Genomic DNA, 17793 nt, shown 5'->3' with positions numbered 1-17793 from the left:
GCTCTTCCAGTACACATCGTCCCCCACCGTGCCATCGGTGCGGTAGCGGTTGAGCACACGGGCCAGCACAAACATCAGGTCCGAGAGGCGGTTGAGGTACTGGCGCGGCGTGTCCTTCAGGGCTTCTTCGTTGCCCAGCGCCACCACCGCGCGCTCGGCCCGGCGGGCTACGGTGCGGCAGATGTGGGCCTGGCTGGCAGCGCGCGTGCCGGCCGGCAAGATGAACTCCTGCAGGCGCGGCAAGTTCGCGTTGTGCTCCGCCAGCGCCTCGTCCAGCGCCAGCACGGCCTCGGGCTTGAGCAGCTCGTAGCCGGGGATGGACAACTCGCCCCCCAGGTTGAAGAGCTGGTGCTGAATCTCCACCAGCAGCGCGGGCATGCCCTCGGGCATGGGCTCGCACAGCAGCAGCCCGATGTGGCTGTTGAGCTCGTCCACATCGCCCATGGCGTGCACGCGCAAACTGTTCTTGGAAACCCGGGTGTTGTCACCCAGCCCCGTAGTGCCGTTGTCCCCGGTGCGGGTGGCGATTTGTGTGAGTCGATTGGCCATCAGGCGCTCCGTGTTGTCTGGCTGGACCCTATCGTAATCTGCCCCGTCACGCTGGCGCAGCGTCTCTAGGCCTTACTTGTACGCACCAGATAGCCTTCTTTCCAGGGCGCCATGTCAAACGTCACGGGCAAGAATGCCTCGATAACCCGTGCGTTAGTTCTTGAATGCTCCGACAGAGTAGTCGCCCAGTACTGGCACGTCTTGCCCTGCAAGGCAGCCAAAGCCGCAGGGATCATGAGCTGATCGGCCAAGTGCTCGCCCACAGGTGCCTGATGCGCCATGTAGTCCTTCACCTCCGTCAGCACCTTGCGCGCAACCTCTTCCGCGCCCACGCCCTTCTCTCCGTAGGCGGTCACAACTTCCGTGATGTGCTGGTAACGCAGAATCACTTGCAATGCATTGCCAGGGCCTTCGTTGCTGCGCAGGCCGCGGTCATGCAACTGGTCATCGCGCCAACCCAGCGCGCGCTGCAGAACTCCCAGCTCTCGCTCGGCCACGCTTCTGGGGATGCCCGCGTGCAAGGCTTCGGCCCTCGCTTCGATCAAGTCGCCGCGCTCCATAAGTTCAACCGCGGCCAATCCATCGGACGGAGGCTGCACACGAACGTGCACTTCACCCCCGCCTGCGGGGTAAAAGCCGTGGCGCTGTAGCGTCATGCTGAAGAACGCCGAGCCTTGGCCAACGAAGAAAGGCGCCACATGCTGCAGAAAACTGAACGAAGGTGCCATAGGGTTGTGCGTGCCGCCCTGCAGCACAAGGTTGGAGGGTTGGGCCGCCATGACCAAAGGCCACAGCACCGTTTGCAACACCAACATGCAACTACCAGCTGAGCCCACGGCGAACGTGAAGTCACCACCTTGTACCGGGCCGGGCTGGAACACCAGATGACTGGAGCCAAGACCGACCGGTCCGCCTCCTTGCGCTATCGCATGGCTCTGCGTCTCACCACCACCCACGGCGACCGCGGCCTGCACGCAGGCCAGATGCTGGCGCATCAACCCTGGCTTGGAGCGCTTGGCACGAATGTTGGCCAGCGTGAAAGGCTGTTGCGTCACCAGGCTCAGGGCCAGTGCCGTGCGCAGGATCTGGCCTCCGCCTTCACCTTGCGAACCATCAATTTCAATCATTTTTTCTCCCTAACCCTTCACGCACACCACCTGCTTGAGGGTGTAGACCACCTCCACCAGATCGCTCTGCGCCGCCATCACGGCATCAATATCTTTGTATGCCATCGGGATCTCATCGATCACGTCGGCATCCTTGCGGCACTCCACGCCTTCTGTAGCACGCACCTGGTCTTCCACCGTAAACAGCTTCTTGGCCTTGGTACGGCTCATGGTGCGTCCTGCGCCGTGGCTGCAGCTCTGGAAGCTCTCCGGATTTCCCTTGCCACGCACGATGAAGCTCTTGGCCCCCATGCTGCCCGGAATGATGCCCAGCTCACCTGCCTTGGCGCTCACCGCGCCTTTGCGAGTCACATACACGTCCTGCCCAAAGTGGTTTTCTTTCTGCACGTAGTTGTGATGGCAGTTCACCGCTTCCAGGTGGGTCTCGAAGGGCTTGCTGATCACTTTGCGCAGTGCGCCAATCGCAGCCTGCATCATCACTTCACGATTCAAACGTGCGAATTTTTGGGCCCAGCCCACACCGCGCACGTAGTCGCCAAAGTACTGGGAGCCCTCTTCGAGATACGCGAGGTCCTGATCGGGCAGGTTGCGCTGGTGTTGTTCTGCATCCTTTTTGGCCAGCTCGATGAACAGGTTACCAATGGCACCACCTACGCCGCGCGAACCGCTGTGCAGCATGATCCATACGCTGCCGGCTTCGTCCAGGCAGACTTCCACAAAGTGGTTGCCACCGCCCAGCGTGCCCATGTGGCGGTGGTTGTTGGTGTTCTTCAAGCGTGGGTAGTCCTGGCAAATGGCGTCGAACTCTTCCACCAGTTGTGCCCAGGCCGTGTCCGCCGTCACGGGCGGGTTGGTCCAGGCGCCCACCTCGCGGTTAGAGCCGTGGCGACGAAACTGCTTGGGTGCTGAGCCGTGCGGCACAGCCTTCTCAATCTCGGTACGCAGTGGGCCCAGGTTGTCGGGCAAATCGGCCGCAACCAGCGTGGTCTTGCAGGCCATCATGCCGCAGCCAATGTCTACACCCACCGCAGCGGGAATGATGGCCTTGAGCGTGGGTACCACGCTACCAATGGTGGCACCAATGCCATAGTGCACGTCGGGCATCACTGCCACGTGGCTGAACACCACTGGCAGCTTGGCTGTGTTTTCCAGCTGGCGCTGGGCCGACTCTTCGATGGGCACGCCATTCGTCCACATCTTGACGGGTACGCCGCCTTCTACTTCGAGTTGTTGGTAGTTCATGTTTTTTTCTCCCAGTTCATTTGTTCAAAAATTTTTGAATGCTTGCAGCGACTAAATTGCTGAAATATGTTCGTGCTCTACCAGGCTGAGCTACGGCACAGTAATAGATTCGGTCATGAACCCATTGCTGTGCCGGCGGGATTCGAACCCGCGACATCGGCAGTGACAATGCTGTAATTTCAACGGCATTCACCGCAAACCTTCAAAAGTTTTTGCGCTGGCAGAGCGTTTTAACAAGCGCGACGAGATCGATGAGATTTCATGCGCAGTCAGTTGCCTGTGCTGCACATGGCCAGAGTCGAACCGGCTAATCCAATGTAATCCCATCAGCATTCGCGCTTGTCAAAACGCTCTGCGTATCAGCGCCCCCGCCTGAGGACGAACAATTGGTGTGATCTGACAATTTGGATGTAATCACACCAGCATTCCTCAGGCGACGACACATTTCCTTTCTACAAAGTCGTTTCCTCAATCACACCAACCCAGTGGTCTGGACCTAGTTCCCCCGCCGCGAACATGGCCAACACCTTGAACACTTCGTCGGTAAAGCCACCGATGTTCAAAATGTCTGCCCGCTCGACCGCTTGCGTATGGGCAGAGGGCTGGATATCGATGCACACCAACTTGGCGCGCGGGTTGCGTTGCTTGAACATCTCCCACTCCACCATGGTCTGCGTTGCTCCCCGACGCTTGCCATCCACCCACGACTCGTTGTCCGAAACCAATACCACTAGGTCTGCCTGGGCCTTGTCGGCATTCAACTGCGCCAATGGTGCGGCGCAGTTAGTACCACCACCACCCACGGCAGCCAGCTTGACCGCGTTGGTCATCACCGAGTCACGCGGATTCAGTGACAGCTTCACCACTTTTTGCTCGAACGGGAGCACCAGAGTGCCAGTGTTCTTGCGCAGCAAGGCTGCAGCCACCAGAGCCGCTACGTCGATGCAACGCACCGCCGACGTAGCCGAACCACGCTGACCAGTAACTGCCGAGCTCATGGAGCCTGACACGTCAGGGCACACCACCACGCGGCCCGCCACGGCGGGCACGTTGTGCAGCGCAACCTCCATCGCATCCTGCAATGCCTCGCGCACCTCTGATGGCACACCTTCTCCGGTGGCAGTAAATGCAGCCATCAGCTGGTACGGCAGAACCCGCGCCTTGGCAATGCTTTCGGCATTCCGCAACTTGGCGGCAATGGCCTGCGTCGCCGACGCATCAGCAAACACACCGTGCCGTGCAAAGGTGTTCAGGTTCTGACGCACCATCTGCCACGATCCTTGCAACGCAACCGATGTCCATTGCGCAGTATTCAGGTTCAATGCCGTCAGCATCTGAAACGGCACCTTGGGCACCGTCGCACCAGCATCCTGCTTATAGGCTTCCAGCGCTTGCGTCACAGCAGGCAGTTGGGCAGCCTCATAGTTACGACCGATCAGCCAGGCAAACCAGGCGGCACGCCAGGCCTCCTGCGGCTTGGGGTGAACCATCTTCACCACGTCCGCCAGGGAAGGAGTCGTACCTACACTCGCATTCAGCAATTGCGCCTCGGTGGCATTGCACAACCACGCTTGCACCAGCTTCTTGGGACGCGAACCCAGCGACTTGCGACCCACCTGACCACTACGCAGAATCTGAACCACGTTACGCAACATCTTGCCGCCATCCACCACGCGGGGGAATGCAGCGGCAAACAGCGCCACATCCCGTACTGCCAGCGTTGCCAACAGCAGCGCAGGCATGTCCTTCATGTGGCCGCGTTCACGGGCATAGATGGCGGTCTGAGCCACAAACTTCGCATCCACCTGAGCTGCCAACTCCAATACCTTATCGAGTTGCTGGGCTGCGCCGGCGTAATAGGTATTGCTCAGGCAACCAGTGGTTGCCAGCTGCGCCAATGCCTGCTTGGGGCTCAGGCTGTATGCCACGCCACCGGCTTTGTTCACCGTGTTAGCAGCAGGCAGAAATTTGCCCTTGAGAGTTTGGAAAAGCTGGGTATTCACCATGTTGTGCTCCTTGTTTGCATTCACCGTATGTCGGTGACGGAACATCTATTGCAGCCATCGTGCCAACCATCGCCATGACAACAGATTTATTCGTAAATCATTGATTTATAAGGATTTAATTCCAACATCCATGTTTTTCCTCAGGCATTGAGCCCTCGACGTTTTTCTATTTATAGATTTTTAGCTAGTACATTAGCCAAATGAAGAAAACGGTCGTGATTGGATTTCTTGGCAGCCAACTGGATTCCGGGCAAAGCGCGGGCCGTTGGGAGAAGTGGCGTCCCACGGTGGCGCTGACGCAGCACGAGGATCTGGTGGTGGACCGCTTGGAGCTGTTCCATGACCGACGCCACGTCTCCCTGGCAGCGCTGGTCAAGCAAGACATTGCCCAAACATCGCCAGAGACCGAGGTGAAGCTGGTGGAGATGAATCTCGCCAACCCTTGGGACTTTGGCGAGGTGTACGCGGCGCTGTATGACTGGGCATCGGCCTACCCTTTTGATACCACCAAAGAGAACTACCAAGCCCACATCACCACCGGCACGCACGTGGCGCAGATCTGCCTCTTCCTGCTGGTGGAAGCGCGTTTCCTCCCTGGGGTGCTGTTGCAGAGCGCGCCACCCCGCGGGCGCCAGAGCAGCGGCCCCGGCAGCCACGAAATCATCGACCTCGATCTATCGCGCTACGACGCAATCAACCAGCGCTTGCACAACGCTCAGCAAGACGCCCTGAAGTTCTTGAAAAGCGGCATTGCCACCCGCAATGCCAAGTTCAATGCGCTTATTGAAGAGGTGGAGCGCGTCGCCGTACAAAGCAAAGCCCCCATGCTGCTGACCGGCCCCACCGGTGCAGGCAAGTCCATGCTGGCGCGGCGTGTGTTTGAGCTGAAGAAAGCACGCCATCAACTCGAAGGCAGTTTTGTCGAGATCAACTGCGCCACCTTGCGTGGGGACGGTGCGGGCTCCACCCTGTTTGGCCACAAAAAGGGCGCGTTCACCGGCGCCGTGGCGGACCGCCCCGGTGTGCTGCGCACCGCGCACCAGGGCCTGCTGTTTCTGGACGAGATCGGTGAACTCGGACTGGACGAACAGGCCATGCTCTTGAAGGCGGTAGAAGAAAAGCGCTTCTTCCCCATGGGGTCTGACAGGGAAGTTCAAAGCGACTTCCAGCTGATTGCAGGCACTAACCGGGACTTGCGGCTGGAGATTCGCGCAGGGCGCTTCCGCGAAGACCTGTTCGCCCGTATCAACCTGTGGACGTACACCTTGCCCGGCTTGGCGCGGCGGCGCGAAGACATTGAGCCCAACGTGGACCACCAGTTGGACAAGGCATCGCAAGATCTGGGCAAGCAGGTACGGCTAACGGCAGAGGGGCGCGCGGCGTATCTGCGTTACGCCACATCCCCGGAGGCCGCATGGAGCGGAAACTTCCGGGACTTGAGCGCTTCGGTCACACGCCTGGCCACCCTTGCAGAGCACGGTCGTATCGGCATAGGCCTGGTGGAAGCTGAGATACAGCGCCTGCGCTGGCAATGGAGCGATGTGGAGGAAGCCAGCTCCTCGGCAGCTGACGCATTTGATCTGTATGCCCTGCTCGGCGAGCGGACGAATGAACTGGATCAGTTTGACCTGCTACAGCTGCAATCGGTCATCACAGTTTGCAGAAAACACACGTCTCTGAGCGATGCGGGCCGCGCCCTGTTCGACCGATCGCGCGCGCAGCGCAGCGTGGTCAATGACGCCGACCGGTTGCGCAAATATTTGCTGAAGTTCGGTTTGAGCTGGGACGTCATTTCGCGGTAGCCCTAGGGTGAGGCTAGGCGCATGGCTTTAGATCAAAATGGGGCCTTGCCCGTACCGGAGACACCCCCATGAACGCCCCCACCGCCCCCCACCACCTGTTGCCCCAAGTCCAAGCACGCGATGTGCCCCAGGCCCTGCTGGACGCCTTGCAAGCCCGCTTCGGCGCGCAGTTCTCTGCTGCGATGGCCGTGCGTGAGCAACATGGGCGCGACGAGTCGGCCTTTGACATCCCGCCGCCCGCGGCCGTGGTGTTCGCGCAGAGCACGCAAGACGTGAGCGATGCCGTCAAGCTCGCTGCGCAGTACTTGGTGCCTGTCATTCCCTTTGGCGTGGGCTCGTCGCTGGAAGGCCACTTGCTGGCCGTGCAGGGCGGCATCAGCCTGGACGTGAGCCGCATGGATGCGGTGCTGTCCATCAACGCCGAAGACCTGACGGTGACCGTGCAGCCCGGCGTGACGCGCAAGGCGCTGAACGAGGCGGTGAAGAGCAGCGGGTTGTTCTTCCCCATAGACCCCGGCGCGGACGCCACCATTGGCGGCATGAGCGCCACGCGTGCCAGCGGCACCAACGCCGTGCGCTACGGCACCATGCGCGAGAACGTGCTGGCGCTGGAAGTGGTGACGGCCAGCGGCGAAGTGATTCGCACCGGCACACGCGCCAAGAAGAGCAGCGCGGGCTACGACCTCACGCGCCTGCTGGTCGGCAGCGAAGGCACGCTGGGGGTGATGACCGAGATCACCGTCAAGCTCTACCCCCTGCCCGAAGCGGTGATGGCGGCCACTTGCTCCTTCCCCACGCTGGCCGACGCGGTGAACACCACCATCCAGATCATCCAGATGGGCGTGCCGATCGCGCGCTGCGAGCTGCTGGACGAAAACACGATCCGCATGGTCAACGCGCACTCCAAGCTGAGCCTGCCCGAGAGCTCCATGCTGCTGTTCGAGTTCCACGGCTCGCCCGATGGCGTGAAAGAACAAGTGGCCGTGGTGCAGGAGATTGCAGGCGAGCACGGCGCTGCCGCCTTTGCCTGGGCCGAAACCCCGGAAGAACGCACCCGCCTGTGGACCGCGCGGCACAACGCCTACTTTGCAGGCGTGCAGTCGCGCCCCGGCTGCAAGGCCATCACCACCGATGCCTGCGTGCCCATCTCGCACCTGGCCGAGGCGCTGCTGGACAGCGTGACCGAGGCGAAAGAGGCCGGCCTGCCCTACTTCATGGTCGGCCACGTGGGCGACGGCAATTTCCACATGGGCTACCTGATTGACCCGAACAAGCCCGAGGAACGCGAGCTGGCCGAGCAGCTGAACCACCAGCTGGTGGGCCGCGCACTCAAGCTGGGCGGCACCTGCACAGGCGAGCACGGCGTGGGCCTGCACAAGCAGGGCTTTCTGGTGGAAGAGACGGGCAACGGTGCGGTGGACATGATGCGCACCATCAAGCGCGCGCTGGACCCGCACAACATCCTGAACCCCGGCAAGATTTTTTCGCTATAACTTTAGTAGCTATTCGCGCATATTCCATGGGCGCTAGCGCCCTATTTCATTCATACCATCGTTGATTTGGAGCTTCCTTTGACCGCTACTCGCCGCCTCACCCTCGCTGCCAGCCTGCTTGCCACCCTGGGCGCCTGGTCCACCCACGCCAGCGCCCAAGCCCTGCCCGACCTGAAGGGCCGCACCATCATAGCGGTGACCGAAAACGCCTATCCGCCCCTGAACTTCAAGGACCCCAAGACCGGCCAGAGCGTGGGCTGGGAGTACGACGTTTTCAACGAAATTGCCAAGCGCCTCAACGCCAAGGTGGACTGGAAGCTGACCAGCTGGGACACCATGATCGAAGCCGTGCGCAAGGGCCAGTTCGACGTGGGCATGGACGGCATCACCATCAAGGACGACCGCAAGAAGCAGGTGGACTTTTCGGACGCCTACATGGTGTCGGAACAGTTCATGATGGTGCGCGCCAACGAGAAACGTTTTACCGATGCCAAGGGCTTCAAGGCCAACCCCAAGCTGCTGGTGGGCGCACAAAACGGCACCACCAACTTCTACACCGCGGTGTACGAAGTGCTGGACGGCAACGAAAAGAACCCACGCATCAAGCTGTATGAAACCTTCGGCCTCTCCATGCAAGCCCTCAAGGCCGGAGATGTGGACACGGTGCTGAGCGACGGCGTGTCGTCCCAGGGTTATGTGAAAGCGTTTCCCGGCGTCTACAAGGTGGTGGGCAAGCCCATGGGCCGCGAGGAGTTTGGCTTCATCTATAAAAAGGGCTCGGACCTGGTGAAGCCCATCAACGCAGCACTCAAACAAATGAAGGCCGATGGAACGCTCAAGACCCTGGACCAGAAATGGTTTGTGGACTACAAGCTGAACCAATAAGCGGCACCGGGACAGCACCGCGTGCAGATCCTTGTTGATTCGGAATCGTCCGAACGTCCTTACTGGCTCATCGCGCTGGGCTTGATCAGCGCCGCCTTCGTGGCGCTGGCGGTGGCTGACGGGCGCTATGCCTTCATCTTTCAGACCCTGGCCGAAGGGCTGTGGACCACCGTTTATGTGGCGGTCATCAGCTTTGCGCTGGCCGCCAGCATCGGTCTGCTGCTGGCGCTGGCCAGCCGCTCGCAGTGGCTGTGGCTGCGCCAGAGCGCGCGCTTCTACATCGAGGTGGTGCGCGGCCTGCCGGCCTTGGTGATCCTGCTCTACGTCACCTTTGTGGGGGCGCCTGCCTTGGTCAACCTGTACCAGTGGGCCTGCGAAGGCTGGATTGCCAACGGGTGGCTGCCCGATGTGCAAGTGCGCGATGTGTCCAACACCGTGCGCGGCATTGTGGCGCTGGCACTGGCCTACAGTGCGTTTCTGGCGGAGGTATTCCGCGCCGGGCTGCAGAGTGTGGAGCGTGCGCAGATCGAAGCAGCCCAAGCCATCGGCCTGAACCGTTGGCTCACCTTCCGGCTGGTGGTGTGGCCGCAGGCGGTGCGCCGCGTGCTGCCGGTGCTGGGCAATGACTTCATTGCCATGGTGAAAGACTCGTCGCTGGTGTCGGTGCTGGGCGTGAATGACATCACCCAGCTGGGCAAGCTGTATGCGTCCAGCTCCTTCCTCACGGTCGAAACCTACAACGTGGTGGCGGTGCTCTACCTGATGCTGACCATCACGCTGTCGCTGCTGCTGCGCCGGCTGGAGCGGCACCTGAAGCAGCGCGGCAGTGCCTGAACCCGGCCTGGGTCGGCTGGCCTATTTGCAACCGATCTGGTCGGCCGACACCGGGCAGGGCACGTAACGCTCACGGATCTGGCGCAACTCGCCGTCCTTGACCATGGCGTCCAGCGCGCGGTCAAAGTCAGCGGCAAACTGGGGCGTTAATGCCTTTTTACTCAGGGCAAACATGCCGGGCTCCCACGAGGTCACGATGGGCGTTTTAACGATCGCCTGCGACAAGCCCAGTGACTGCAACTCCAGCAGGCCGGTGGTTTCATCGGCAATGAGGCCGTCGAGCCGGTCCATATCCATCATCTGCCAGGCGCCACGCCGCGCGGTGAACGGTGTGAGCAAGGCGGCAAAGCGCGGGTCTTTTTGCAATGCCTCAAACGACGGGCCATAGGCCACGCCAATTTGTGCCCCCAAGCGGAACGGGGTGCCGATCAGATCCGCGAGTTTGGTGATTTTGTATTTGTCGGCCGCCGCCTTGCGCATGAACAGCACGTTGGGCGAGCGATTCACCGGCCGGGAAAACATGGCGTAGACCTCGCGCTCGGGCCGGCGCAGGGTGCCGGGCAGGATGTCGAGCACGCCGTCTTCCAGCTCCACCAAGGCGCGGGCCCAGGGCCGCTCCACAAACTGCGGCTGGCAACCCAGGCGCTTGAGCGCGGCACGCACGGTGTCTACGTGCAGGCCCCTGAGTTCGCCGTCGGTGCCACGGAAGGCATAGGGTGCATCGTCTGACCAACGGACAGATTTGGTGCACGCGGCGGCGGTGGCAGCGGCGGCACTCAGGCACACCACTGCTGCCGCCCACAGCCAAGGCATGCGGCGTCTCACGGACTCAGATCACTGCCACTTCGGCAATCGCGTTGGCCATGTACTCGATCTTCTGCTGCATGTCCGCATCGGTGTCGGCATGGCGCTGGGCGATGGTGCGGAAGCTGTCCTGCACCTGCAGGAAAGCATCCACCACGTCCGGGTCAAAGTGGGCACCGCGGCCTTCAGTGATGATTTCGACGGCACGTTCGTGCGGTACGCCGTCTTTGTAGACCTTGTTGCTGATGAGCGCGTCGTACACATCGGCCAGCGCCACAATGCGGGCAGAGAGCGGAATTTGGGCACCCCACAATCCCTTGGGATAGCCGGAGCCGTCCCACTTTTCCTGGTGGCACAGCGTGATTTCTTTGGCAATGGTGAGCAGTGGCGACACGCGGCCCAGCGTTTTTTCGGCGCGGGCCAGTGCATCGTGGCCCAACGTGGTGTGGGTGCGCATGATGGCCACTTCTTCAGGCGTGAGGCGACCGGGCTTGAGCAGGATGCGGTCGGGAATGCCCACGGTGCCCATGTCGTAGATCGGCACGCTGGTGATCAGCATTTCCACATAGGTGGGGGTCAGCACCTCGGCGTGGCTGGCCTGGGTTTGCAGCTCGGCACACAGGGCGCGCACATAGCGCTGCACGCGCAACATGTGGCTCTCGGTATCGGAGTCGCGCAACTCGGACAGGGTGGCCAATGCAAATACCACCACCTGGGTGGCCTGCAGGGCATCCGCAGGGTCCAGGGTTGTGGCCACGGTGGATGGGGTGGTATCGGATGTCATGTGCTTTCTCCTGGGGGCGCGGACAAGGGCGCCCGGTACAGCCACACCATTTTGCCACCGGGTGTGCGCAAGCTGGCGCTCGAAATCAGCTGTGTTGCTTCAAAGTCCAAACTGACCAGCCAGGCACCGGGCCGCAACTCGGCCTGCGCCTTGGCGACGGCACGCGCCATGCTCTCTGGCCGCTGGAACAGGTAAACCATGTCATAGCCCGACCAGTCGGCCTGCCAGATATCGCCCTGGCGCACACGCGCCCAGCGGCAACGCAGTGCACACAGGGCGCGCAGCGGCCAGCTCCATTCAATGCCGTGCAGCTGGACTTGCGGGTAGGCCAGGCGCAGCGCCTGCAGGCCATGGCCGAGGCCGCAGCCGGCGTCCAGCACCTGCGCACCCGCAGGCAGCGGCGCATGAGCTGGTAGCTCCGTCAGCGCGTTCAACGGCGTGGGAAACAGCGGCGCATCGCGCCAGGCGTTCATGGGGTAGACCAGCAGCAGCAGCCCCAGCGGCAACAGCCAGGCCCATGCCGGCACCGCACTGCCGCCCAACAGGCCCAAGGTGAGGGCCAGCGACACCGGAAACCCTGCCGCAATCAGGGCACGGCGCCACCAGCTGGCGCCCCACAGACTCAGCGCCACGCCCAAAGCACTGGCCAGCGCCAGCGACCAGTGCAGTGCCAAGCCCCGCTCCCACACAGCGCGAAACAAGGTCCAGCACAGCACCCAGGCCACGATGGCCGGCAGCGGCCAGAGCCAGGTGGCCGGGTTCAGGCGCTGCCAGGGTTTAGGGGTCAAATAGGCCTCCAGCGCTTGTGGAATATGCGCGAACAGCTACTGTTTTGATAGCAATTAGCGGTTGCCACCGGGCGCCAGGCGCTCGATCAGGCCGTTGAGCTCGTCCAGCGAGCCGAACTGGATCACCACTTCGCCCATCTCCTCCACACGGCCATGGCGCTTGACGCGTTTTTTCACCAGCACTTCCACCTGCGCCATCAGCAGATCCGACAGTTCTTCTTCCACGCGCTTGAGGTCGCGCGATTTTTCCTTGGTCGGCTTTTGCGGCGTGAGCGAGAACTCGGCGCTCAGCTTCTTCACCAGACTCTCGGCCTCGCGCACCGACATCTTCTTGGTGGCGATCTGGTTGGCTGCCGTGATCTGCGTGGCGCGGTCCAGCGCCAGCAGTGCGCGCGCGTGGCCCATGTCCAGGTCGCCTGCCATCAGCATGGTCTGCACCGGGTCGGCCAGGTTCAGCAGGCGCAGGAGGTTGCTGGCGGCGCTGCGCGAGCGGCCCACGGCCTGGGCGGCCGTCTCGTGGGTGAGGCCAAATTCCTTGATCAGGCGCTGCAGGCCCTGCGCTTCTTCCAGCGGGTTCAGGTCTTCGCGCTGGATGTTCTCGATGAGCGCCATGGCCGCGGCGGCCTCGTTGGGCACATCGCGCACCAGCACCGGCACGCTGTCCAGCCCGGCCAGCTTGGCCGCGCGGAAGCGGCGCTCGCCGGCAATGATCTCGTAGATGGGGCGCTTGCGACTATCGCCCAGGTGCTTGGCGGCATCGGCCTCGTCCAGCTGGCGAACCAGAATCGGCTGCATGATGCCCTGGGCCTTGATGCTCTCGGCCAGTTCGTACAAAGCGCCCTCGTCCATGCGCGTGCGCGGCTGGTAAACACCCGCCACCATGTCGGTCAGCATCAGCGTGCTGGGCGTGCCCGGGTTGGCAGGCGCTGCGTCGGCAGCAGGGGCGTCCTTCACCTTGGGGCCCAGGAGCGCCTCCAATCCCATGCCCAAGCCTTTGGGTTTCTTCGTGACCATAGCGATTTCTCTTTCTTTGAATTTCTGTGCGTCTGATCTCAGGCGCTGCGTGCAATCAGGGTTTGCAAGCGGGCGTGGCCATCGGGCCAGTCGCCCAGGCCGGTGTCGGCGTTGATGTGGCCGGCATGGCCGTAGTCGACAAAATCGGCACCCCAGGCGGTGGCAAATTGCTGGGCGCGGGCAAAGCTGCAATACGGGTCGTTCTGGCTACCCAGCAGCTCGGCGGGGAAGGGCAGTTTGTCCATCACCACGGGCCACCAGCTCTTGAGCGCGGCGCGCAGCTCCTCGCGCTCCGGGTCACCCGGCGCCACCAAAAAAGCGGCCTGCACCTTGTGCGTGTTTTGCGAATGCTGGGCCCAGGCGGCCGTGAGCATGCAACCAAGGCTGTGTGCCACCAGCACCACGGGCGTGGGCGCGGCCAGCACGGCTTCTTCCAGTTGCATCATCCAGTCACCGCGCAAGGGCTGCATCCAGTCGTGCTGCTGCACGCGGGTGTAGCCATGCAGCGCTTCCCAGCGGCTCTGCCAGTGGGCCGCGCCCGAGTTCTGCCAGCCGGGCAGGATAAGGACGGTAGTAACAGGGGACGTCATGCTGTTTGCTATGAATTCAGGAGCTGTTTGCGCAATAGATACGGGGGCTAGGGGCCTATTTGGCTTGGGATTGCATCACATCACCTTGATGCGATCGACCATCTCTTGGGCAAAGGTCACAAAGGCCTGCGCGCCCTTGGACTGGGGATCGAACACCACGCCGGGCACGCCATAGCTGGGGGCTTCGGCCAAGCGCACATTGCGGGGAATAACGGTGTTGAACACCTTGTCGCCAAAGTGGGCCTTGAGCTGGTCGCTGACCTGCTGCTGCAGCGTGATGCGCGGGTCAAACATGACGCGCAACAACCCGATGATCTGCAGGTCGTCGTTGAGGTTGGCCTTGACCTGCTTGATGGTGTTGACCAGATCGGTCAGCCCTTCGAGCGCAAAGTATTCGCACTGCATGGGCACGATGACGCCGTGCGCACAGCACAGGCCGTTCAGCGTCAGCATACTCAAGCTCGGCGGGCAGTCGATCAGTACAAAGTCGTACTCGGCATCCACCACCGCCAGCGCCTGCTTCAGGCGTTTTTCGCGGCGCTCCAGCTCCACCATTTCCACCTCGGCGCCGGCCAGCTCGCGGTTGGCACCCAGGATGTCGTAGCTGCAGCCACCTTCAATCAGTTTCTCGCTCGTGGCACGTGCCTCGGCCACGGAGGCAGATTCGAGCAACACGTCATACACGGTGAGCTCCAGCTTGCGCTTGTCCACGCCCGAACCCATGGTGGCATTGCCTTGCGGGTCCAGGTCAATCATCAACACGCGCTGGCCCACCTTGGCCAAACCGGCCGCCAAGTTGACGGTGGTGGTGGTCTTGCCAACGCCACCCTTTTGGTTGGCAACACAGAAAATTTTGGCCATAGAGCGCTTTACCTGAAGAGACTAAAAATCGGGAGCAAACGAGAGAGCAAAAGGCAGGCCGGCGCTCAGCGCGACTGCAAGGCCAACTTGATGCCAAAGCCGACCAAGAACAGACCCGCGACTTTTTCCAGCACGCGACCGATCTTGGGGTTGGCGCGCATGCGCTCGGCCAAGAAGTGCGTGAGCAAGGTGGCGCCCAAGCCGTACAGAAACGTGAGGAAGGCAATGGTGGCCGCCATGAAGCCATAGGTCACCAAGCCCTGGCCTGTCACCCGGTCCACAAACAGTGGGAAGAAGGCCATGTAAAAGAGGATGGCCTTGGGGTTGAGCAAGGTAATGAGCAGCGCCTGGCGCAGGTACTGACCGGCCTTGATGTTGAGCACGGGTGCGGCGCCAGGTTTGGCAGTCAGCATCTTGAAACCCAGCCACGCCAGGTAAGCGGCACCGGCCCACTGCACGGCATGAAAGGCGTCGGGGTATGCGGCCAATAAGGCAGCCACGCCAGCCACCGCCGACCACATGAGCACCTGGTCTCCCAGAATCACGCCCAGCGTGGCGGCCAGCCCACCCTGGATTCCACCCTTGCTGGTGGACGTCACCAGCGCCAGATTACCCGGGCCGGGAATAGCCAAGAACACGATGATGGTGATGACAAAAGTGCCGTAATCGGTGACGCCGAGCATGGGAATTTTCTTTCGGGGGAAGGGGGTGAGTTTACGTTGGAAACTTTGGGCTTCAGTGTGGCTTGTTGCTAGTGGCCTGCGTTGGCGTTGCCAAGCGCTGTTTCACGTGAAACTTTTTGTGGGCAGGCAGCGGTTTTGCTGGGCTCGCTGCGTGGCAGGGGTACGCCCCGCCGTTCGTGTCCCCCGCCCGCTGCGCGGTCTCCTCCTTTACCTCACTTTGGAGCGCACCCCTGCCGCGCAGCTACGACGAGCGAGTGGGTTCCCCACCGCGGGTGAGCACACATCCCGCCCGCAGGCTGGGTTGGGCTATGCGTTTTGCGTAGGTAAAGGAGGAGCCCACGCAGTGGGCGGGGGACACGAAGCAAAACGCATAGCCCAACCCAGCTACCAACCAAACCTGAAAGCGAGTGGCTTAACCCCCCACCCTCTTCCGCATCCAGACAATGCACCGCTCCGCATCCAGCCCGGGCACGGAAAGTTGTTCCACGTGAAATACCTCCACCGAAGATGGCAAAGCAGCCAACTCGTCGACAGGGTGCTTGCCCTTCATCCCCATCCAGACGCCCTGCACCGCCAGCGCCTTTTCCGACCAGGTCGTGAAATCCACCAAGGACGCAAACGCCCGCGAACTCACCACGTCATAGGGCTCAGTCAGGCTCTCCACCCGCGCATGGATGCCACGCAGATTCGGCAACTTCAAAGTCACCGCCACCTGCTGAATGAACGCCGCCTTCTTGGCCACCGTGTCCACACAGTGCACCGTGATGTGCGGGCAGCAAATGGCGATCACGATGCCGGGCAAACCAGCACCCGAACCCACATCCAGCAAGCGCGGCGTGTCGCCGCAAACGCCCTGCTCTTTCAACACAACCAGCTGCTTTTGGAGTGGCGCAATCACCGCCAGACTGTCCAGCAAGTGGTGGGTCAGCATCTCGTCGGGGTCGCGCACGGCGGTCAGGTTGTAGACCTTGGTCCACTTGCCGATGAGTGCCAGGTAGTCCAGCAACGCAGAGACTTGGGCATCGTCCAGTGCCAAGCCCAAGGTGGGCAGAGACTGTGCCAACACCTCGCGATGGTTCAAATTAGGGGCAGGCAACGGAGACCTCGTTCTGTAGTTTTGCGTAATCCATCTTTTCCTTGTCTGTCATTCTGGAAAGCCGGGCGCGGCTCTTGTCGACCAACTGCCGCAACTGCTTGCAACTCGCCAAGTCCAACACCTTGCCTTGCTCGGCTTTCCATACCTTCGCAAATTCGGTCATGCAGCGCTGCTGAAACTCGGTCAACAGCCGCTTGGAGTCTGCCATTTCCGCAGTCGAATCTTGGCGCAAGGTCTGGCCCAGCTGTTCGCCAATCTCCCGGCACTCGGGTGACATGCCGGCCGATATACGCCGGTTTAGGGCTCTCTGCTTTGCATCGTGCGCTGCGCTGGCAAGGCTTGGATCCTTCGCTTGCTCCGGAGACGCTGCAGCCTTTGGCGCCGACTTGGTAATGCCCGGCACCGACGAACTGGTCTGATCCGCCGCACAAGCATGGTCGCTGAACACCACTGTGCCATCGGTGCCTTTGCACTTGAAGACCTCGGCCTGCGCAGCAGCACCCGGAACCAACAGCCCAGCGGCCACCATGTACAAGCGCAGCAGGTACATGGTCATCAATCCCAGCAGTTCGCCGTCTGACCCTGCGAGTGCACCCAATAGCGCCCGTGCCCGCCAATACCGGGGCCCAGCTTGCCTTGCAAGGCCCACACATCGCCGCGGTCTTCGTGGTTGTAATGTTGATCGTCCAGGTGGTTGCCACCATCGGCAAAGGTTGCCATGCGCCAGCCGGGGCCCAGCTCGCGCTCGCACATCACGTTGGCTTTCATTTCAGAGTCCAGCGTGGCGCCCATTACCGCTTGGGTGGCAGCCAGTTCGCCACGCGTCCAGCCGCCGCCACTCAGGCCTCCGGGGCGGGGCAAGTCACCTTTCTTGATACACAACACCGGCAGCACGATGCGACAACTGGTGTCACCCACATTGGGGTTGCAAGCGCCCTTGTAGGCACGGTCCAGGGAGGATTCGCCTGCATCACAAACCATATTGGCAACGTCTTTGGGATCGTTATCTTCCAGTGGGGCCAGACCAAAGGTCAGGCCATAACCAATGGGTTTGTTCCCGGCTGGCTCGGGTGCGCTCACGGCAGGCGTGAGTGGCGCGCCCGAGGGAGCCACTGCCACGGGCGGCGTTTTGGGGGCAGCGCATTTTTTAAGCATCAAGGGGACCACCAGAATCCCCACCAAAGTCAGCACCAGAACAATCGCACGCGGCATGCACAGCCCTCCCCGGCCCGTTT

Annotated in this window: 18 protein-coding genes and 1 tRNA gene; 4 read left to right on the top strand and 15 right to left on the bottom strand. The window is 61.7% G+C overall.

Going from position 1 to position 17793, the window contains the following annotated elements; all coding sequences use genetic code 11:
• The 5 genes from U5O12_RS16390 to U5O12_RS16370 all read right to left on the bottom strand — a co-directional run.
• A partial coding sequence (locus tag U5O12_RS16390; protein WP_322579673.1) for a cob(I)yrinic acid a,c-diamide adenosyltransferase occupies nucleotides 1–549 on the bottom strand: 549 nt, incomplete at its 3' end.
• Between the two features lie 65 nt (nucleotides 550–614).
• Nucleotides 615–1676: an RNA 3'-terminal phosphate cyclase gene (gene rtcA, locus U5O12_RS16385; protein WP_322579672.1), complete on the bottom strand. Its 1062-nt coding sequence runs from the start codon at nucleotides 1674–1676 to the stop codon at nucleotides 615–617.
• A 9-nt stretch (nucleotides 1677–1685) separates the two neighbouring features.
• The gene (locus U5O12_RS16380) at nucleotides 1686–2918 is read right to left on the bottom strand and encodes an RtcB family protein (RefSeq protein ID WP_322579671.1); all 1233 of its coding nucleotides are present in this window, start codon (nucleotides 2916–2918) and stop codon (nucleotides 1686–1688) included.
• A gap of 130 nt (nucleotides 2919–3048) precedes the next feature.
• A tRNA-Asp gene (locus tag U5O12_RS16375) sits at nucleotides 3049–3120 on the bottom strand.
• Between the two features lie 250 nt (nucleotides 3121–3370).
• The gene (locus tag U5O12_RS16370) at nucleotides 3371–4924 is read right to left on the bottom strand and encodes an RNA-binding protein (RefSeq protein WP_322579670.1); all 1554 of its coding nucleotides are present in this window, start codon (nucleotides 4922–4924) and stop codon (nucleotides 3371–3373) included.
• 200 nt (nucleotides 4925–5124) lie between these two features.
• Between U5O12_RS16370 and rtcR the strand changes: the two genes are divergently transcribed.
• From rtcR to U5O12_RS16350, 4 genes are all read left to right on the top strand, one after another.
• A complete protein-coding gene (rtcR, locus tag U5O12_RS16365) occupies nucleotides 5125–6726 on the top strand; it encodes an RNA repair transcriptional activator RtcR (protein WP_322579669.1) in 1602 nt (533 codons plus the stop codon).
• Nucleotides 6727–6794: 68 nt separating this feature from the next.
• Nucleotides 6795–8219, top strand: a complete 1425-nt coding sequence (locus tag U5O12_RS16360; RefSeq protein ID WP_322579668.1) for an FAD-binding oxidoreductase — start codon at nucleotides 6795–6797, stop codon at nucleotides 8217–8219.
• Nucleotides 8220–8297: 78 nt separating this feature from the next.
• Nucleotides 8298–9104: a transporter substrate-binding domain-containing protein gene (locus tag U5O12_RS16355; RefSeq protein WP_322579667.1), complete on the top strand. Its 807-nt coding sequence runs from the start codon at nucleotides 8298–8300 to the stop codon at nucleotides 9102–9104.
• 21 nt (nucleotides 9105–9125) lie between these two features.
• Nucleotides 9126–9938, top strand: a complete 813-nt coding sequence (locus tag U5O12_RS16350) for an amino acid ABC transporter permease (RefSeq protein WP_322579666.1) — start codon at nucleotides 9126–9128, stop codon at nucleotides 9936–9938.
• 21 nt (nucleotides 9939–9959) lie between these two features.
• Here the strand turns inward: U5O12_RS16350 and U5O12_RS16345 are convergent, their stop codons facing one another.
• The 10 genes from U5O12_RS16345 to U5O12_RS16300 form a co-directional block, all read right to left on the bottom strand.
• Complete coding sequence (locus tag U5O12_RS16345) at nucleotides 9960–10751, bottom strand: transporter substrate-binding domain-containing protein (RefSeq protein ID WP_322579665.1); 792 nt, start codon at nucleotides 10749–10751, stop codon at nucleotides 9960–9962.
• Between the two features lie 16 nt (nucleotides 10752–10767).
• Nucleotides 10768–11526, bottom strand: a complete 759-nt coding sequence (locus U5O12_RS16340; protein WP_322579664.1) for an HD-GYP domain-containing protein — start codon at nucleotides 11524–11526, stop codon at nucleotides 10768–10770.
• Nucleotides 11523–12314, bottom strand: a complete 792-nt coding sequence (locus U5O12_RS16335) for a class I SAM-dependent methyltransferase (protein WP_322579663.1) — start codon at nucleotides 12312–12314, stop codon at nucleotides 11523–11525. Before U5O12_RS16335 ends, U5O12_RS16340 begins: the two co-directional genes overlap by 4 nt.
• A 54-nt stretch (nucleotides 12315–12368) precedes the next feature.
• Nucleotides 12369–13328 carry a ParB/RepB/Spo0J family partition protein gene (locus tag U5O12_RS16330; protein ID WP_322579662.1) on the bottom strand — a complete coding sequence of 320 codons (960 nt, stop codon included), beginning with the start codon at nucleotides 13326–13328 and terminating at the stop codon, nucleotides 12369–12371.
• Nucleotides 13329–13366: 38 nt separating this feature from the next.
• A complete protein-coding gene (locus U5O12_RS16325; protein ID WP_322579661.1) occupies nucleotides 13367–13918 on the bottom strand; it encodes an RBBP9/YdeN family alpha/beta hydrolase in 552 nt (183 codons plus the stop codon).
• A 75-nt stretch (nucleotides 13919–13993) separates the two neighbouring features.
• Nucleotides 13994–14779, bottom strand: coding sequence for a ParA family protein (locus tag U5O12_RS16320; protein ID WP_322579660.1), 786 nt, complete (start codon nucleotides 14777–14779; stop codon nucleotides 13994–13996).
• A gap of 65 nt (nucleotides 14780–14844) precedes the next feature.
• Complete coding sequence (locus U5O12_RS16315) at nucleotides 14845–15462, bottom strand: LysE family transporter (RefSeq protein ID WP_322579659.1); 618 nt, start codon at nucleotides 15460–15462, stop codon at nucleotides 14845–14847.
• A 412-nt stretch (nucleotides 15463–15874) separates the two neighbouring features.
• A complete protein-coding gene (rsmG, locus tag U5O12_RS16310) occupies nucleotides 15875–16558 on the bottom strand; it encodes a 16S rRNA (guanine(527)-N(7))-methyltransferase RsmG (RefSeq protein ID WP_322579658.1) in 684 nt (227 codons plus the stop codon).
• A complete protein-coding gene (locus U5O12_RS16305) occupies nucleotides 16545–17108 on the bottom strand; it encodes a DUF4124 domain-containing protein (RefSeq protein WP_322579657.1) in 564 nt (187 codons plus the stop codon). The genes rsmG and U5O12_RS16305 overlap by 14 nt, the downstream gene beginning before the upstream one ends.
• 5 nt (nucleotides 17109–17113) lie before the next feature.
• On the bottom strand, nucleotides 17114–17770 hold the full coding sequence (locus U5O12_RS16300; protein WP_322579656.1) for a hypothetical protein: 657 nt from the start codon (nucleotides 17768–17770) through the stop codon (nucleotides 17114–17116).
• Between the last annotated feature and the right edge of the window lie 23 nt (nucleotides 17771–17793).

The organism is Rhodoferax sp. (genome assembly GCF_034519335.1).
Lineage (GTDB): Bacteria > Pseudomonadota > Gammaproteobacteria > Burkholderiales > Burkholderiaceae_C > Allorhodoferax.
The sequence above is the reverse complement of the archived record's forward strand: the minus strand, read 5'-3'. Positions and strand labels throughout refer to the sequence as shown.

Excerpts from the sequence above, each read along its gene's own strand:
- rtcA (WP_322579672.1), bottom strand. The coding sequence starts at position 1,676 with ATGATTGAAATTGATGGTTCGCAAGGTGAAGGCGGAGGCCAGATCCTG.
- U5O12_RS16380 (WP_322579671.1), bottom strand. The coding sequence starts at position 2,918 with ATGAACTACCAACAACTCGAAGTAGAAGGCGGCGTACCCGTCAAGATG.
- U5O12_RS16370 (WP_322579670.1), bottom strand. The coding sequence starts at position 4,924 with ATGGTGAATACCCAGCTTTTCCAAACTCTCAAGGGCAAATTTCTGCCT.
- rtcR (WP_322579669.1), top strand. The coding sequence starts at position 5,125 with ATGAAGAAAACGGTCGTGATTGGATTTCTTGGCAGCCAACTGGATTCC.
- U5O12_RS16360 (WP_322579668.1), top strand. The coding sequence starts at position 6,795 with ATGAACGCCCCCACCGCCCCCCACCACCTGTTGCCCCAAGTCCAAGCA.
- U5O12_RS16345 (WP_322579665.1), bottom strand. The coding sequence starts at position 10,751 with ATGCCTTGGCTGTGGGCGGCAGCAGTGGTGTGCCTGAGTGCCGCCGCT.
- U5O12_RS16340 (WP_322579664.1), bottom strand. The coding sequence starts at position 11,526 with ATGACATCCGATACCACCCCATCCACCGTGGCCACAACCCTGGACCCT.
- U5O12_RS16330 (WP_322579662.1), bottom strand. The coding sequence starts at position 13,328 with ATGGTCACGAAGAAACCCAAAGGCTTGGGCATGGGATTGGAGGCGCTC.
- U5O12_RS16325 (WP_322579661.1), bottom strand. The coding sequence starts at position 13,918 with ATGACGTCCCCTGTTACTACCGTCCTTATCCTGCCCGGCTGGCAGAAC.
- U5O12_RS16320 (WP_322579660.1), bottom strand. The coding sequence starts at position 14,779 with ATGGCCAAAATTTTCTGTGTTGCCAACCAAAAGGGTGGCGTTGGCAAG.
- U5O12_RS16315 (WP_322579659.1), bottom strand. The coding sequence starts at position 15,462 with ATGCTCGGCGTCACCGATTACGGCACTTTTGTCATCACCATCATCGTG.
- U5O12_RS16305 (WP_322579657.1), bottom strand. The coding sequence starts at position 17,108 with ATGTACCTGCTGCGCTTGTACATGGTGGCCGCTGGGCTGTTGGTTCCG.
- U5O12_RS16300 (WP_322579656.1), bottom strand. The coding sequence starts at position 17,770 with ATGCCGCGTGCGATTGTTCTGGTGCTGACTTTGGTGGGGATTCTGGTG.